Raw genomic sequence first — 15,905 nt, forward strand, 5'->3', positions numbered from 1 at the left:
CCTTTAAACTTGAATTAATAGGTCCAATTCACGCTAAATCCAGTCGTGTAATCATCTGTTTCGAAGTGATCTGGTTTTTTCAACGGTGCTCCTACAAAAGCGTCATAATTCAAACGCAAGGGAGCAATTTGTCCACGTAACCCAATAACTGCACCTAATAAACTCGTGCCTGGTAAAGGATTCGGATAATGTGCAGTTTTTCCACCAACCTCTCCGTAATCGATACCTGCATACCAAGAGTGTGGCTTATTCATAATTGAGCCACTTAGTTCATTGCGAACTAAGAAACCGTTATCGGCCAATAAAGTTTGCTCACCATCAAAACCTCTTACGGTATAACGGTTTCCAATTGAAAATCTGTCTTGAGGAGTTAAAGGTTGATTGCTGTGTTGAGTACGCCATTCAGCTAGATATTGCAGATTTTGCTGACCCACTTTAAAAGGCACTTGTAAACTGGCATTCGCTTGTAGAATCCCGACATGCGTATAAGCTTCCCCAAAGTCTTCTTCTGGTGCTCTCATTGCATTCAACCAGCCTGTACCACGCTTATAAGTCACATTGCCGTTTAAAGTGGCATTAGAAAAATATTCAACATGATCAAGAGTGGCTTTCCAACCTGCAGTTTTACGGCGCTGTACTTCAATTTCTACATCATTAATATAGTTTTGTGATTCACGGTACCACCCACCAAAACCTAAGGCTGTTTTACGGTGTGCATCTCGATAAATCACTCGAGATAAATCTGCATTAATGAGTTCGCTTTTACCGCTATATTGATAAGTTTCACTACTTCCAGCAACTGTTTGCAGGTAATTAGAGCGACTATAACTAGTTGAAAATAACCAGTAATCAAATGGAATGGTATAGCTTGCATAAAAACCATCAGTACCATGTTTACCAGAGTTTCCACCTCCTAAATCATGGTTATAGCTGATATAAAATAGATCATTTAAGGTCAGCACATGATCAAGTGATAAAGTCGCTGTACCTTGATATTTTCCTGTCGCCTCACTCCCTGAATCATCAATTCCGAGGTGTAAGCGATAAGGTTTAGCCTGTTGCCAAGCTAAAACCACATCACTATAGCCTGATTCTTTTTTTTGTTCTGCTGGCTGGATTTTAAAGTCAGCCTCAACCGTAGGTACTCGTTTAAAGTTTTCTAAACCTTGCTCCATATCACGAATATTTAACAGCTCACCCGACTTCATCGGTAAAGCATTCCATAAATGTGCACGTTTAGAAGTACCCTCAGCAAACTTAATCTGATCCACTCGTCCGGGAATAACACGAACACGCACCGTACCAGATGCAATATTTTGTTGAGGAAGTAAAACTCGTGTGGTTACATAACCATTTGCTATAATTTTATTTTGTACAAGATCAAGGGCTTGGTTTAGTCCATTTACCCCTAAACATCTTCCAATAATATTGTTCTTGCCAGTAGTAATAACATTAAAATCTGATATGAATTGATGGGCTTCTTCACCTTCTAAAAGTATTTTCTTAATTTCAAAACAAGGGGTTTCACTGTTAGAACGTAAATATTGTAATTGCTGAGCTGAAATCTTATTTTGTTCTTGCCCTAGATTGACGTTTACATCTGGTTGTATTTGTTTTTCTAAAGCACTATCACGTTGCTGTTGTCGAATAGTTTGGTCAGCCTGAATTCTCTGACGAATAGGATCATCCGAGTCCGCAGCAAAACTTAGCCCCCCCGTTAGTGATAAGCAGATGAATAAGACACTTTTATTAAATTTGTTATAGTTCAACATATAAAATTAAACCGTGATTAATATCAACTTAATTTTATTTTAACAAAACCTTAACAAAGTGGAAGCATTTTTTATACAGATTTGTCTGTATGTAAAATAAATCTTATTTTCTTAAATCTTACTTTTATAAGATATTAGTTTTAAATCACAATTTATTTATAAAAATCAGTTAGACATAAAAAAAGCTCCCTCAACAGGAGCTTTTTTGAATCTTGGCAGAGGATCAAGGATTCGAACCTTGACGAACGGTTTTGGAGACCGTCATGCTACCATTACACCAATCCTCTATATAATATACACAATTAAACCCTTTGGATTTAATCATAAAAAAAGCAAGATCATCGTCTTGCTTTTTTCAATGGTGGGGGCGAAGAGACTCGAACTCTTACACCTTGCGGCGCTGGAACCTAAATCCAGTGCGTCTACCAATTTCGCCACGCCCCCATCTGGGACATTTATTTAAAATAAATGTGGCAGAGGATCAAGGATTCGAACCTTGACGAACGGTTTTGGAGACCGTCATGCTACCATTACACCAATCCTCTTCCAAGATTTAAATGATTTAACATTCAAATCAACTTTAAGTCTTAACTTAAAGTGGTGGGGGCGAAGAGACTCGAACTCTTACACCTTGCGGCGCTGGAACCTAAATCCAGTGCGTCTACCAATTTCGCCACGCCCCCGATGGCTGTGTATATTAGCGATAAGATCTAACAGTGACAAGTGTTTTTTTTCTAAAAAAAACTGACCGTGTAAATTGTATACAGATACTAGATCAATGATTTTTATAAGTTTGAGAGAGCATTTAAACAATTGATTGCTTCAAATGCATTTGAAAATCGATTTTTCTGCTGTTTTTGCAATAACCCCACCAGTAACGGGTAAAAAATTTGAAATAAATCTGGCAATTGAATGTTTAAGTTTTGGCAATGCAATACAGCCCAGTCATGATAAGTGTTTGCTTGTAAACGTATTTGACTTAGCCATTCATATAAAACAACTCCAAAAGCATATAAATCGCTTTGTATATTCTTCCTAGTTCCATGGAACAGTTCAGGTGCCATATATCTTGGCGTAGCATCAATGATTGAATCAGGAGTAGTTATAAGCCGTGCTTTTTCAAAATCGATTAAATAAAGTCTTTGCTCAAACTTTCGAAAGTGTTCTTTTTTAATATCGCCATGAATCCACCCTAGCTCATGAAGTTCTGCTAAAGCCATAAGCGCTGTATAGATCATCTCATGAATATCTTTTAAATTTTGCTTTTGATCTAACTCATCAAACCAGCAATCGGTGCCTGGCAAAATTAATACTTTCCCTTTAAGCAGTTGTAGTGGGGAAATAATGTCAGCATCAACTATTTTAAATGGCAAAATCCAATTTATATTTTTATGCTGAATATCTTCATAAAATTGCAATTCATGCAAAAAATCTTGCTCACCTTGAGCATGTACATGCGGCACTTGATATTTTAGCCAGTAGTAATGAGCATCTATAGAACATGTCCATAGATGCCTTCCTAAAGCTGAACTTTTAGGTTTTGTTACGCATTTTAAGTGTTCTATATGAGAAGCAAAATCATGCTTCAGCATAATAAGACTCTGGCTGTTGTTTCTTTTCTTCAAAACGTAAAACTTCTAAACAATGCTGAATTGTTTTACCAATACGCGCATGAGTTTCTATAGAAGATATTTTCGGCCAAGTCGCACGCTCACCTTCTCGCTGTAATCGTTTAAATAAATGTGGACGAGGGTTTTGTAGCGTATAGGCATAATGTTTTAAGCTATATTTGGCAATAATATTAACATCTCCATAATATCGCTGCCCTACTACACCATATCCGTGATCAAGCAATCTCCTTACTGGAGAAATGGCTCCTAATCTTTGACGGGTAAAATCCATTATTCCCATCGAAAGCACTTTACCTTGGCGTCTTAAAATACGTTCTGGCCAACTTAAAACATCCTTACGGAAACGGTGTGCATCATCTTGCATAAATGGCACAACATGCGGATTTACTTGACTAGCAATGGTGTAGTTTAAATTATAAAGCCTTGCCATTCTTTCTTGTGGGAAGTCACTACGCACACTACCATCTACCCATTTAGTGTTTGCCATATAAGGGGTATGTTCACCATCATAACGCTTACTGGTTAAACGCACAGGCGGAAATAAAACTGGTACAGCACAAGAAGCCAACACAGCACTCCAAACTAAAACATTGGGTGTCATAATTGCATTCATAATCCGAGGATTTTCTGTTGCATCGTACGGCGCAACAGCGACATTAATATTCAAACCTGATTTTTTGAATGCTTCTTCAAAAGTAAGATCGCCCAAATTTTCAATGAGGAATTTTTTTAAATAGTGGACATCTGCAATACCACCATTCCCTTTTATAAGTTCACGAAGTTTTCTAAAGTGAAACGCATCACTAAAAAATTGCTCGCCATTTAACAAATTTTGAATATCTTCACTGGCAGAAATTCCCAACATACCAGTCATAATAGCGCCCGCACTTGAGCCTGACAGTACCTTAGGCATTAAATCTTGTTCAATTAAAGCTTTACATACACCAGTATGAAAAAGACCTAAAGTTGCACCACCCGAAAACATAAGAGCAGGCTGACCATAAGCTTTTTCACAATTTTCAAAAAACTCGATTTTTTCTTTTCTTTGAAACGTAATACATTCACTAGATGCAATATAAGCCAAGCTTTGACTGACTTCTTCAATATAATCTTCAATTAATTTTTTTGTGCCTACATGTGTGGCAGCAAACAACATAGGATGACCAATATTTGCAATATCGTAGGTTAGCCCTTCTTTTAAAAGATAAATCAAATCTAAAGTGCGATGTTGCTGTCGATATCTTTTCAGTAAAGTGTAACGATAAGAAATGAGCTCGGCATCGAAGTAAGGCGAACTATTATCAAACTTCCACTCTTGTGCACCTGTCTCTTCATCCAGTTTTAATGCAAAAGACTTCCATTCTTCATAAGATTCAGCCATGTCTAATTGACGTTGTAATTTTTTGATACGGTAAGCCTGATGTGGATTCATATCACTTCGTATTTTTTCAAACATATTTCGTCCTCATCTTCACAGATGATTTTACTGAATAGACATGACAACACTATGCGCGGTCTGAACATTTCAATCAATTGCAAAACCGATAAACTGCATTACCAGTATCTTTTTTGTCAGCTTGCAAATTTCGGTGTTAGTATCCTAGTAAATTACTGTTTAACATGATTGATTAACCATGGCTACCATTGATTTACCCGACAATTTAGTTCAAACCTTATCACTTGTATTAAATCAGTTACAGCAGGTCTTACCTGAACCGAAGCAAGAAACTGATTTCACTGCACCAGCTTTTAGATGGGAAAACCAGCAACTTAAAGCCATTTATACGCCTAAGAATATTTATCTTGATGACTTAAAAGGCATCGAACGTCAAAAAGAAAAAATTATTCAAAATACTTTGCAGTTTTTAAATGGCTTACCCGCAAATGATGTACTGTTAACAGGCTCACGTGGTACAGGTAAATCCTCTATTGTTCGTGCTTTACTCACAGAGTATGCATCTCAAGGATTACGTTTAATTGAAATTGAACGTGATGATTTAGCAGACTTACCAAAAATTCAAAAAATTATTCAAAACCGACCTGAAAAGTATATCGTTTACTGTGATGACTTAGCGTTTAATGCTGAAGATGAAAATTATCGTAGTTTAAAAAGTGTATTGGATGGTTCATTACAGTCAGGTTCAACAAATTTTATTATTTATGCGACCAGTAACCGTCGCCACTTGTTACCTGAGTTCATGCACGAAAACACACCTGTAACCAAAGTAGATGTGCCCCAATATACCGAACTACATCCTCAAGAAGCGATTGAAGAAAAGATCTCTCTATCAGACCGTTTTGGTTTGTGGTTATCTTTTTACCCAATGGATCAAAATTTATATTTAGAAATCGTAGAACATTATCTAGATAAAGCGAACATGCCTTTCAATGATGAAGTTCGAGCTGAGAGTTTACGTTGGTGTCAAATGCGTGGTCAGCGCTCTGGTCGTGCGGCTTATCAGTTTTCTAAACATTGGATTGGTTTAAACGCTTTAAAAGAACTGTCTAACAGTTAAATAAAATGTCCCACAAAGCCTTAGCTTTGGCCTATAAACCGCTTAGCTTTGGCAATTGTTTTCCATAACCTAAATATAGATAGTTTTCTTTAGGTTTATATATGAAAAAACAATTGCCAAAAATTTCTCTAGTAAGCAAAACTGTTGCTAAAAGTTTGTTATTCGCACAAGGCTTTTTAGATCAAGCAAAAAAATATTCAACCCTTCCTTTTACTCAATCTCATATCATTCGCCCACGTGTTGACGAAAAATACTATAGCTGGACCCACTACGGAATCTTTTTTCCACTTTTGCCAGAACCTCATCGCTATTTAAATATTATGATTTTAATCGGTACGCCTGGCGCACTTGCTTTTGATCATGATGATATTATTGTTGGAAACCCTAGAAAAACAGCGACTTTCTTTTCAAGTACAGCCGCCCTTGAACAAGCATTATTGAAAGCCTATATCATTCCCGAAGAGACAAAAATTAATAAAGATGGAAGTTTAATAGAGCTTGGTCAGGAAATTTCAATTCAAGGAAAATTCCCTCAAATTCATATTAATGGGCGTTATAAGGGTCTAGATTTCGACTTTGATATTGATGTGACTTCACATGTTTCATGGTTCATAAAAACACCAGTCTATGACCATTTTAGTTTGTTGGCAAAGTTTAAAGGTTTTTTAAACTATCAGGAAAAACGCATTGAAAGCGAAGGGCTTTGCACTTACGAATATGCTCGTGCAGTTGGTCCCCACTCATTCACAACTCAACTTATACCTGAGAACCATAAACTACCGCTTGATTTTTTCACTTATCAAATCATCAATTTAAATGAAAACACTCAACTTCTTCTAACAAAAGCAGATATTGTGGGGCAAACAGTAACCTATACCTTGCACATTAGACATCTTGATCGACCAGCTGAAATTTATACAGACGTTAGCTTTGATATTATTTCACACCAAGTTGATGACTTCATTTCTCCAACGGGCAAAAAAATGCAACTTCCAAAATATTTTTCATGGATCGCTCGAAATGATGCAAAGCAAATTATCTTAAACATTCAGGCAGAAATTGACTGCCCATTCCGCTATGGTCATGGGCAAGGTTATGCAAGTGGTTATATATTTACGGGCCATTATTTTGGCAATGAAGTGCAAGGCCGGGGTTATATCGAATATATAGATATTGAAAACCAACAAGCCTTTGCAGATGAATAATTTTATTTAGGAATAGACAATTCTGTCATTGGCCAACGCGGTGTAGTCGTGACAGCCAAGCCATCGTGTTGGCCCGCTTTTAAACGCTGATAACCTGCAAATGCAATCATTGCCCCATTATCAGTACATAAGGCAGGTTCAGCATAGTAAACTTGCGCTTTAATTTTGGCCAATGAAGTTTCCAACTGTTCGCGTAATCGTAAATTTGCACTCACCCCACCAGCAATCACTAAACGCTTAAATCCAGTTTGCTTTAAAGCTTTTACCGATTTTTTTACTAAGGTGTCTACAATAGCTTCTTGGAATGAAGCAGCAATGTCAGCATCACGGTTTTCGCCATTCAATTTTTTCAGTTGAACAGAAACTGCCGTTTTTAAGCCACTAAAAGAAAAATCTAGACCTTGATGAAGCATTGGACGGGGAAACTCAAATGCTAAAGGATCACCAGATAGCGCCAGTTTTGCGATATTTGGACCACCCGGATATGGCAGATTCATCATTTTTGCAACTTTATCGAAAGCTTCACCGGCTGCGTCATCAATTGATTCACCCAATAACTCATATTGACCAATCGCATGAGCCGCCATCAATTGTGTATGTCCACCTGAAACAAGTAATGCTACAAATGGAAATTCAGGCGGTTGGCTTGAGAGCAATGGAGCTAACATGTGTCCTTCCATATGGTGAACACCGATGGCAGGCTTATTTAAAGAAAAAGCTAAAGTTCTTCCAAATAATGCGCCTGTCATTAATGCTCCCATTAAACCTGGGCCACGTGTATAAGCGACTGCATCAATTTCCTGTTTCTTAACACCACTTTGTTCAAGCAGCTGATTCATTAAAGGAATAAGCTTACGAACATGATCACGAGAAGCTAACTCCGGAACCACACCACCATATTCGGCATGAAGTTTTATCTGGCTATAAAGAACCTGTCCCCGTAAGCCGAGTTCGCTATCATAAAGTGCCAACCCTGTTTCATCACAAGAAGTTTCCAAGCCTAAAACAATCATCAAAACTGCCTTTTATATGAGTCAAAATATTGCAATCGCTATTATAGACTTGTGATATGAGTTGTAAATGAGTAAAATACTGACCTTCACTTGTGATCCGGCGCAATGGTGTGCCTGATCTTATCCATAATCTAGAGGATTTTACATGCCACAAGTTAAGTTGAAAGAAGGCGAACCAGTTGACGTAGCTATCCGTCGTTTCAAACGTTCATGCGAAAAAGCTGGTGTTTTAGCTGACGTTCGTAAGCGCGAATTCTACGAAAAACCAACTCAAGAACGTAAGCGCAAAAAAGCTGCTGCAGTTAAACGCTACCAAAAGAAATTGGCTCGTGAATCTGTACGTACTACTCGCCTTTACTAATTAATTTGTGATTGACTGCTGAAATTATGACTACTTTAAAAGACCAAATTACTGATGCATTAAAAACTTCTATGCGTGCCAAAGATATGGCAACAGTGACGGTTTTGCGTAGTCTACAAGCAGCAATTAAGCAAATCGAAGTTGATGAGCGCATAGAGCTTGGCGACGCTCAGGTTCTTGCGGTCATTGAAAAGCAAATTAAACAACGTAAAGAATCGATCAAAGCCTTTGAAGGTGCTGGTCGTGATGATTTAGCTAGTAAAGAACAAGCCGAAGCTGAGATTATTTCCCAGTTTCTACCAGAAGCTATGACTGAGGAAGAGCTTGATTCTATCATTGAGCAAACGATTGCTGCTCAAGAAGCAACTAGCATGAAAGATATGGGTAAGGTGATGAATTCTCTACGTCCGATCATAGCCGGGCGTGCCGATCCTGCTCAAGTTTCAGCAAAAATTAAAGCTAAATTAGCTTAATTCCCTCCTCTCTCTTTATATACTCTTAGACTAAGCTTTCATTTACTTGTCAGTTTAAGTATATCTGTGTGTTTGAAAAGCATAAGCTCAAACTACAAGCTCTAAATTTTCATTCGTCGCTCATCTTGCATTTGCTTTAATCGACCGTCAATTTTAGCTGACATGGCTTGATTGCCTTTCGCTAGTCTTTGTGCATGTAGCATAGATTTAATTGCATTTTCTTCACTACCAGACCAATACTGTGCTTCTGCACGATATCGCAACACATTCACCGCTCTTAATGGTGACTCTTTATCTAAATTAGCGGCTTGCTGTAATAGTTGCCAGCCTTGAATATCTCTAGCATTTTTATTAATAAAACGCTGAACAAGTGTCTGTACTTGCGTATATTTCCCCTGACGCAACAACACCTCAGCCAACTTATAGCTAAACGCTTTATTTTCAGGCATTGTCATTTGTAAGGGAGCGATCGAATTATAGGCCTGATCAAGTTTATTCTGACCCAAATAAATATCTGTTTGAATTAAAGAAACAAGTGGCTTACTACTAGATTTTACTTGATCTAAGGTTGTTTGAGCTTGGGCATAATCTCCTTGTTTAAGATAAAAAGCAGATAAAGCCAGTAACCCTGCGAGATTTTTTTGCGATGCCAGACTTTGCAATTGGTTTTCAGTCGCCTCTCCCGCAACCACCATGGTGTACCATTTTAAAATTTCAAAATCGACATCATATATTCGACTTTTAACTTTAGGCATCTGGTTTGCTCTTAAACGGGCCTCGCTCATACGTTCAGTCGTTAAGGGATGCGTAAGCCAAAAATCCGGCAGGAAACTTACATGACTTGTTGCTCTGTGCATCGTTTCAAAATAATCTGCCATACTTTGCGGGTTATAACCTGCAGCATACATATATTGCATTCCAATACGGTCAGCTTCACGCTCTTGATTACGACTATAAGTGAGCTGTTTATCTAGAAGTGCAGCTTGCGTACCCAACATGACTGCAGCTCCAGCATCCCCGCCTGCCTGAGCAGCCAAAGCCACACCTGCTAGCAAACCAGCCAAGCTTAAAAGAGTTTGTCCTTTAAAAGCCTCTTCTGAACGACTAAAGTGCCTTTGCGAAACGTGAGCAATCTCATGCGCCATCACTCCAGCAATCTCATCAATATTTCGAGCCGAGGAAATAAGACCTGTATTTAATGCAAATAAACCACCAGGAACAGCAAAGGCATTAATTTGTGGGTCTTTAATGACCACAAGCCCAATAGGTTGCCCAAGCTGTGTTTCACCTAAGATATTAGAGAAAACTTGAAAAAACTGATCTTCTAACCATACATCCTGTATGACTGGCATTTGTTTATGCACTTCACGGAAAACTTTTTCACCGATAAATTTTTCTTTTTGTTGATCAAGTAATCCTATTCCATTACCAATATTCGGAATTTCAACCTGCCCAGAAGCTGGTTTTGAGTCAAAAGGATCAGCGTAAGAGGCATTTGTTATAAAAGCCAAACTTAAAATAACTGGCAAAAATTTCAAAAGTTCTTCTCTATTAAAAATTAAACTAACAAAAAAGCCCATTCATATAATGCTTGAGTTTCTTACATCATATGAGCAGGCTTTCACTATAACATTGAAAATAGACTATATTTGCAATGAAGTGTTATTCAATATTTATACGAAATTAGGGTTCACCAAATACCTTGGTGTTTTATCTTCCAATGCTTCTACTAAGTTTTTATAAGCTAAATTTGCCATTTTTTTGCGTGTTTCAGCTGTAGCAGACCCCACATGAGGCAAAGTAACAACATTTGGTAATTTAAAAAGTGCCGAATCTTGCAAAGGCTCTTTTTCATATACATCTAAGCCAGCAGCAAAAATGACTTCCTGCTGCAAAGCTTCAATAAGTGCCTGCTCATCAACCACTGAACCGCGCGCAATATTGATAAAGATAGCGTGCTTTTGCATCAGCTCAAATTGAGCTTTGCCCATTAAGGCTTTAGATTCTGCATTTAAATCAACTGCTGTGACTACAAAATCAGACTGTTGTAGCAACTCATCCAAACCTAGATATCGAGCATTCAATGGCTCGGCCAATTCAGGCTTTTCGCGTCGATTATGGTAAACAATATTCATGTTAAAACCATAAAAACCACGACGCGCAATTGCAGCACCAATATTACCAAGTCCAATAATACCAAGTGTTTTACCAAAAACATCCAGACCAAACTGCTGTGGCCCTACTGTTCTTTTCCATTCGCCTTGTTTAGTCCAGTGGTCTAAAAATGGTACTTTTCTAGCTGCGCTTAACAATAGAGTAAAGGCAAGATCCGCAGTAGTTTCTGTCAAAACATGAGGTGTGTTTGATAACCAGATTTTCTTTTGGTTCAAATAAGCAACATCATAATTATCATAACCAACAGTCACAGATGAAATAATTTTTAATTTTTGTGCTGGAGCAAGGTTACTTTCATTAAGTAAGCGTCCCGCGCCAATCATTCCATCAGCATCTACCACTTCTTGTCGTATCTGTTCATTGATATCACCCAGTTTAGGGTTTAATATGACAACATGATAATCCTGCTGCAACCGCGACAAAATCTCTTCATCAATTTGACTAAAAACTACAACCTTTTTCATGTATATCCCTACTACTCATTGTTATCTTGCATAAGTTGCCACAATCTTTTCTTAAGGAGAGGCTTATCTAACATTTCTTTTAAACTAGCTAAATGAATAAGATTTGCATGTTGAATATACGCACATTTACCTAAACACAAAATCTTTTTTTCTGCCGCTACAGCATCTAAAAAACCCTGAATATATGAACTCACGCCACGTTGATCTTGATATGCCGCTAAGGGAAAAGGCCATTTTAATTCAGCATAGTGACCCACTTTAGCCTTTTGTATATTTGTCCAAAGTTGTTTCTCTTCTTTTTCTAGTGCTGTCACATCAACAAAGATTACACACTTTTCAAGGCAATAAGCCTGCAACTCGAATGGAGCAATCGCCTCTTGCTCAACAGTAATCATAGGTTTTTCAATAACCCTTTCAGACTGCGGAACATCTCTAATTGCTATTGAAGGTTGCTCTACAACTTTAGGTGCTTCAGGCAACAAAGGCTTAGATGGCTTTTGTCCAAAAGCAGGAACATCTATTGTAGGTGCGATAATTGGTGTATGAGATTCAACAATCTGATCTCGCCATACAGTATGGGCATTATTTTTTTGGCACGCTTGTGTTCTAGGAATCCATATATCAATTCCTAAAGTTGCCAGTATATTTCTTTGCTGCCCAATCATGTTTAAATCAGTACCTCTAATCTACACACATTCTAACGGGCTTCTGACTTTTTTTCAGCGTTTTCTTTTAATGATCGCTAGTGGAAATCACATATGTCTCTTAAATAATCATAACGCTATTTTTCTTCTGCATTTGCTCTACAATTTCATCGGACTCAAAACCAAATCGCCAGTAGAGTAACTCCAGCACATCAAGTTCATCTTGAGTAATAATGCGGTCACTCCATAAACACATCTCAGCAATCGCCAAAATACTTAGACGGTCACGAAGTAAAAGCCCAGCAATGTCATTTAAAATTTCAGCCAAGTCTAAAGGCTCATCCGAAATTTCATCATAAATATGCATTTCATCTGGGTTAAGTAAAGAACGCAAAATACGCTCACGGACTTCCAACTGGTTTGGACTATTAATTTGCTGCACATGAAGTAACGCATCAATTAAACGAACTATTTGAGGTTTCACTTCTTCAAATGCTGTTGGCAAATGAAGTGGCATCAAGTTCAATTCATATTTGACCCGCTCTAATAGTAGCGCATCAAGCAGTCCGATCTCTCCATCTTCCTGAATAATAAGTGCTAGTTTTGTCAAAAATTGACGCGCAATACTTGCAGGCATATGGCCAATATTTTTACATGCGTCGTGAAATATCTGAATATGAATACGACCATCCAAATTAAGCAAAGCATCGACTATCGAATGGCTTACAGGGGCTTCTTGCGGAATAAATTCTCGATATTGACGAATCATTAAAATCGCAACCATCACCTCACGCGAACCAGTGGCTGTTTGCAATGCACGCTGAATAAGTTCAGGGCGTTTTTTATTACGTCGGATATCACTACTTAAAGGCTTGATCGCATCATTTAATGCAAAGCTAATTGGAGAAAGACGCAATAATGGCAGCGGTTGTGGTGATGACCACGGAATATAGATTTCCGTCTCAGATTCTTCTAATGAACGGAAAAGACTAAATAAAGGCCTATTGCGAAGTTTCTTTAAATTTTCTAATTGTAAATCTTGCAGTAAAGTTGGATTAAGTTCGTAAATACGTTCACGAATGCTCGGGTGAATATTCATCCAGCTTTGAGGGCTAAGTGAATTTGCAAAACACATATGCGCGATTGATTCAGAATAAGCACTATGAATTTGTGATCCTGAATGGTGAACATAAATACGTAATAATGTTTGGGTATTCGTACTATTTTTTAGCAACCGCATAGTTTTTTGGTCATTGCGAAATGTGCGGCCACTTAATGTTAAATATTTAATAAAGCGAGTGATTAAAACACCTAAACTTCCTGCTAACCAAATCACTCCACCAACAGCTACAAACACAGTCTCGAACTTATGCTTATAACCCGGACTGTAGCGCTTAAAACCTTGTTTTGCGAGCTTACTGCCCCATTGACTGAAGGTCGTTAAACCGCTGTATAAAATTTTTAATTTAGTATTTTCTACAGCCTCACCAGATAAAATTTGGTTAAATTCATGACCCAGTAAACCATACAGCTCTAGTTCATCTAGATTCTGTAAAGCTCCCCAAGTCAAAATAATGACAATATCATTTGAGTGAAAACCAGCTGTTAATGCATTTACACCTACTTCATCAGGCAAAACATAGAGAGTTGGAACGTTAAGAGAAAATGTTTGCGCCAAATGTTCTGTAATTTTTAATGCCGCATGTTCTTCTGGTGTACTCTCGCCTTTTACCAAACGACGTGCTTTAAGCTGTTTGGCAAGGGAATGACCACCTTTACGTAAAATGTAAAGCTCGGTCACCACCGACCAAACCATAATAAAAAGCAAAAGAGCAATAAAATAGGGACTTAAAGCATGCCACCAAATCGGTTGGCTATAATCAAAAAAATGAACAAGTAAACCTAAAATGAGATTTAAAATAAAAATAGTCAAAAGCACAGCGACCAAACACATAGTGATGGACCATGCCATATTTTTATTTTCGATTAAATAGTGGCTTACTTCTTTCAATGTAAATATTCCCAATTACATTGTTAAGTTTCATCATAAAAGAAAAAAGCGGGAAACACCCGCTTTTTTCGGCTATTTCTATTCTTCTTTAATACCCGTCAAATCTACTGACGCTGCATCAATATTGACATCAATATAACCATCTTTTTTCTTTTTCGCAGAATCATTACGCTTCTGTTCCAAATTATTCAGATAGTCTGCATCAATTCCACCAGTTACATAGATACCATCAAAAACAGAGCAATCAAACTCAGTTAATGTAGGAACCTTACTTGTACGTACGGCGTTCTTCAAGTCTTCCAAATCTTGGAATACTAAACGATCAGCACCAATAATTTCTTGGATTTCTTCTACACTGCGTTCTGAAGCAATAAGCTCAGTTTTAGCAGGCATATCGATACCATATACGTTTGGATACATCACTTTTGGTGCTGCTGAAGCAAAGTATACTTTTTTCGCACCTGAGTCACGCGCCATTTGAATAATCTCATTACACGTAGTACCACGTACAATAGAGTCATCAACCAATAGAACGTTCTTGCCTTTAAACTCCAACTCAACCGGGTTTAATTTCTGACGTACAGATTTTTTACGCTGTTGCTGACCCGGCATAATGAAGGTACGACCGATATAACGGTTTTTCATAAACCCTTCACGGAACTTCACACCAAGAATGTTTGCAAGTTCTAATGCAGAAGTACGGCTTGTATCTGGAATTGGGATAACCACATCAATATCATGGTCTTCACCCCAGTCACGCAAAATCTTATGCGCTAATTTTTCACCCATTTTTAAGCGGGCTTTATAAACTGAAATACCATCAATAATTGCATCTGGGCGAGCAAAATAAACATATTCAAAAATACATGGGCGATATTTTGGATTAGCCGCACATTGTTTAGTGAATAACTGACCTTCGGCATCAATGAAAATTGCCTCACCTGGTGCGATATCACGTTCGATTTTAAAACCAAGAGCAGTAATCGCCACAGACTCAGATGCAATGATATATTCCATCTCACCTTGTTCAGTCATACGCGAACCATAAATCAATGGACGAATACCATTTGGATCGCGGAAACCAACCAAACCATGACCAGTGATCATAGCAACTACGCCATAAGCACCTTGGCAGCGCTCATGAACACGAGAAACCGTATGAAAAATATCTTCAGCTGTAGGATTTAACGTTCCTTTCTTTTGCAACTCATGTGCAAAAACGTTTAAAAGAACTTCTGAATCAGAATCAGTATTCATGTGACGCAAATCTGTTTTAAACAGGTCATCATGAATTTCTTCTGCATTAGTCAAGTTACCATTATGCGCAAGTGTAATACCGTAAGGTGAGTTCACATAAAATGGTTGAGCTTCAGCACTACTAGCAGAGCCCGCAGTTGGGTAGCGCACATGACCAATACCATAATTACCAAGTAATGCTCTCATATGACGAGTATGAAAAACATCACGCACCATACCGTTATCCTTGCGAAGGAAAAGACGGCCTTCATGGCAGGTTACTATTCCAGCTGCATCTTGCCCACGATGTTGCAACATCGTTAATGCATCAAACAACATTTGGTTCACTGGCGATTTACCGGCTATACCAACAACTCCACACATAGCAACCTCGCAGACAAGCT

Annotated in this window: 13 protein-coding genes and 4 tRNA genes; 4 read left to right on the top strand and 13 right to left on the bottom strand. The window is 38.0% G+C overall.

The genetic code is table 11. The annotated features are described in order from the left end of the window. Window positions 1-14: 14 nt before the first annotated feature. The 7 genes from HMPREF0014_RS15080 to HMPREF0014_RS15110 all read right to left on the bottom strand — a co-directional run bounded on the left by HMPREF0014_RS15080 (window position 15) and on the right by HMPREF0014_RS15110 (window position 4,859). Window positions 15-1,772, bottom strand: a complete 1,758-nt coding sequence (locus HMPREF0014_RS15080) for a ShlB/FhaC/HecB family hemolysin secretion/activation protein (protein WP_004886294.1) — start codon at window positions 1,770-1,772, stop codon at window positions 15-17. A 213-nt stretch (window positions 1,773-1,985) separates the two neighbouring features. Further along, window positions 1,986-2,059: transfer RNA gene (locus HMPREF0014_RS15085), tRNA-Trp, on the bottom strand. A 72-nt stretch (window positions 2,060-2,131) separates the two neighbouring features. Beyond that, a tRNA-Leu gene (locus HMPREF0014_RS15090) sits at window positions 2,132-2,216 on the bottom strand. A 27-nt stretch (window positions 2,217-2,243) separates the two neighbouring features. Beyond that, window positions 2,244-2,317, bottom strand: a tRNA-Trp gene (locus tag HMPREF0014_RS15095). A gap of 53 nt (window positions 2,318-2,370) precedes the next feature. Next, window positions 2,371-2,455 (bottom strand) — tRNA-Leu (locus tag HMPREF0014_RS15100). 102 nt (window positions 2,456-2,557) lie between these two features. Continuing rightward, window positions 2,558-3,364 carry a protein kinase gene (locus tag HMPREF0014_RS15105; protein ID WP_004886292.1) on the bottom strand — a complete coding sequence of 269 codons (807 nt, stop codon included), beginning with the start codon at window positions 3,362-3,364 and terminating at the stop codon, window positions 2,558-2,560. After that, entirely contained in the window at window positions 3,351-4,859 is a 1,509-nt protein-coding gene (locus HMPREF0014_RS15110; protein ID WP_002049303.1) for a DUF3336 domain-containing protein, read from the bottom strand. Before HMPREF0014_RS15110 ends, HMPREF0014_RS15105 begins: the two co-directional genes overlap by 14 nt. 178 nt (window positions 4,860-5,037) lie before the next feature. Between HMPREF0014_RS15110 and HMPREF0014_RS15115 the strand changes: the two genes are divergently transcribed. Both HMPREF0014_RS15115 and HMPREF0014_RS15120 read left to right on the top strand, forming a co-directional pair. Then, the gene (locus HMPREF0014_RS15115) at window positions 5,038-5,919 is read left to right on the top strand and encodes an ATP-binding protein (protein ID WP_002049146.1); all 882 of its coding nucleotides are present in this window, start codon (window positions 5,038-5,040) and stop codon (window positions 5,917-5,919) included. A 101-nt stretch (window positions 5,920-6,020) separates the two neighbouring features. Then, on the top strand, window positions 6,021-7,124 hold the full coding sequence (locus HMPREF0014_RS15120) for a DUF6670 family protein (protein WP_004886289.1): 1,104 nt from the start codon (window positions 6,021-6,023) through the stop codon (window positions 7,122-7,124). A gap of 2 nt (window positions 7,125-7,126) precedes the next feature. Here the strand turns inward: HMPREF0014_RS15120 and tsaD are convergent, their stop codons facing one another. Further along, window positions 7,127-8,137 (bottom strand): tRNA (adenosine(37)-N6)-threonylcarbamoyltransferase complex transferase subunit TsaD, encoded by a 1,011-nt coding sequence (gene tsaD / locus HMPREF0014_RS15125; RefSeq protein ID WP_004886287.1) that lies wholly within the window; start codon window positions 8,135-8,137, stop codon window positions 7,127-7,129. 145 nt (window positions 8,138-8,282) lie between these two features. Between tsaD and rpsU the strand changes: the two genes are divergently transcribed. Then, the gene (gene rpsU, locus HMPREF0014_RS15130; protein ID WP_001136722.1) at window positions 8,283-8,498 is read left to right on the top strand and encodes a 30S ribosomal protein S21; all 216 of its coding nucleotides are present in this window, start codon (window positions 8,283-8,285) and stop codon (window positions 8,496-8,498) included. A gap of 26 nt (window positions 8,499-8,524) precedes the next feature. Then, a complete protein-coding gene (locus HMPREF0014_RS15135; RefSeq protein ID WP_004700591.1) occupies window positions 8,525-8,971 on the top strand; it encodes a GatB/YqeY domain-containing protein in 447 nt (148 codons plus the stop codon). A 101-nt stretch (window positions 8,972-9,072) separates the two neighbouring features. On the opposite strand, the gene HMPREF0014_RS15140 is transcribed toward HMPREF0014_RS15135, so the two are convergent. From HMPREF0014_RS15140 to purF, 5 genes are all read right to left on the bottom strand, one after another. Continuing rightward, the gene (locus HMPREF0014_RS15140; RefSeq protein WP_079377005.1) at window positions 9,073-10,500 is read right to left on the bottom strand and encodes a M48 family metalloprotease; all 1,428 of its coding nucleotides are present in this window, start codon (window positions 10,498-10,500) and stop codon (window positions 9,073-9,075) included. 144 nt (window positions 10,501-10,644) lie between these two features. After that, entirely contained in the window at window positions 10,645-11,610 is a 966-nt protein-coding gene (locus tag HMPREF0014_RS15145; protein WP_004886284.1) for a D-glycerate dehydrogenase, read from the bottom strand. A gap of 11 nt (window positions 11,611-11,621) precedes the next feature. Beyond that, window positions 11,622-12,275, bottom strand: a complete 654-nt coding sequence (locus HMPREF0014_RS15150; RefSeq protein ID WP_004886282.1) for a hypothetical protein — start codon at window positions 12,273-12,275, stop codon at window positions 11,622-11,624. A gap of 100 nt (window positions 12,276-12,375) precedes the next feature. Next, window positions 12,376-14,265: a M48 family metalloprotease gene (locus tag HMPREF0014_RS15155; RefSeq protein ID WP_004707885.1), complete on the bottom strand. Its 1,890-nt coding sequence runs from the start codon at window positions 14,263-14,265 to the stop codon at window positions 12,376-12,378. A 78-nt stretch (window positions 14,266-14,343) separates the two neighbouring features. Then, the gene (gene purF, locus HMPREF0014_RS15160) at window positions 14,344-15,885 is read right to left on the bottom strand and encodes an amidophosphoribosyltransferase (RefSeq protein ID WP_004886278.1); all 1,542 of its coding nucleotides are present in this window, start codon (window positions 15,883-15,885) and stop codon (window positions 14,344-14,346) included. Window positions 15,886-15,905 lie beyond the last annotated feature (20 nt).

It is taken from the genome of Acinetobacter sp. RUH 2624, from assembly GCF_000162375.2.
Taxonomy (GTDB): domain Bacteria; phylum Pseudomonadota; class Gammaproteobacteria; order Pseudomonadales; family Moraxellaceae; genus Acinetobacter; species Acinetobacter nosocomialis.

Excerpts from the sequence above, each read along its gene's own strand:
- HMPREF0014_RS15080 (WP_004886294.1), bottom strand. The coding sequence starts at position 1,772 with ATGTTGAACTATAACAAATTTAATAAAAGTGTCTTATTCATCTGCTTA.
- HMPREF0014_RS15105 (WP_004886292.1), bottom strand. The coding sequence starts at position 3,364 with ATGCTGAAGCATGATTTTGCTTCTCATATAGAACACTTAAAATGCGTA.
- HMPREF0014_RS15110 (WP_002049303.1), bottom strand. The coding sequence starts at position 4,859 with ATGTTTGAAAAAATACGAAGTGATATGAATCCACATCAGGCTTACCGT.
- HMPREF0014_RS15115 (WP_002049146.1), top strand. The coding sequence starts at position 5,038 with ATGGCTACCATTGATTTACCCGACAATTTAGTTCAAACCTTATCACTT.
- HMPREF0014_RS15120 (WP_004886289.1), top strand. The coding sequence starts at position 6,021 with ATGAAAAAACAATTGCCAAAAATTTCTCTAGTAAGCAAAACTGTTGCT.
- tsaD (WP_004886287.1), bottom strand. The coding sequence starts at position 8,137 with ATGATTGTTTTAGGCTTGGAAACTTCTTGTGATGAAACAGGGTTGGCA.
- rpsU (WP_001136722.1), top strand. The coding sequence starts at position 8,283 with ATGCCACAAGTTAAGTTGAAAGAAGGCGAACCAGTTGACGTAGCTATC.
- HMPREF0014_RS15135 (WP_004700591.1), top strand. The coding sequence starts at position 8,525 with ATGACTACTTTAAAAGACCAAATTACTGATGCATTAAAAACTTCTATG.
- HMPREF0014_RS15145 (WP_004886284.1), bottom strand. The coding sequence starts at position 11,610 with ATGAAAAAGGTTGTAGTTTTTAGTCAAATTGATGAAGAGATTTTGTCG.
- HMPREF0014_RS15150 (WP_004886282.1), bottom strand. The coding sequence starts at position 12,275 with ATGATTGGGCAGCAAAGAAATATACTGGCAACTTTAGGAATTGATATA.
- purF (WP_004886278.1), bottom strand. The coding sequence starts at position 15,885 with ATGTGTGGAGTTGTTGGTATAGCCGGTAAATCGCCAGTGAACCAAATG.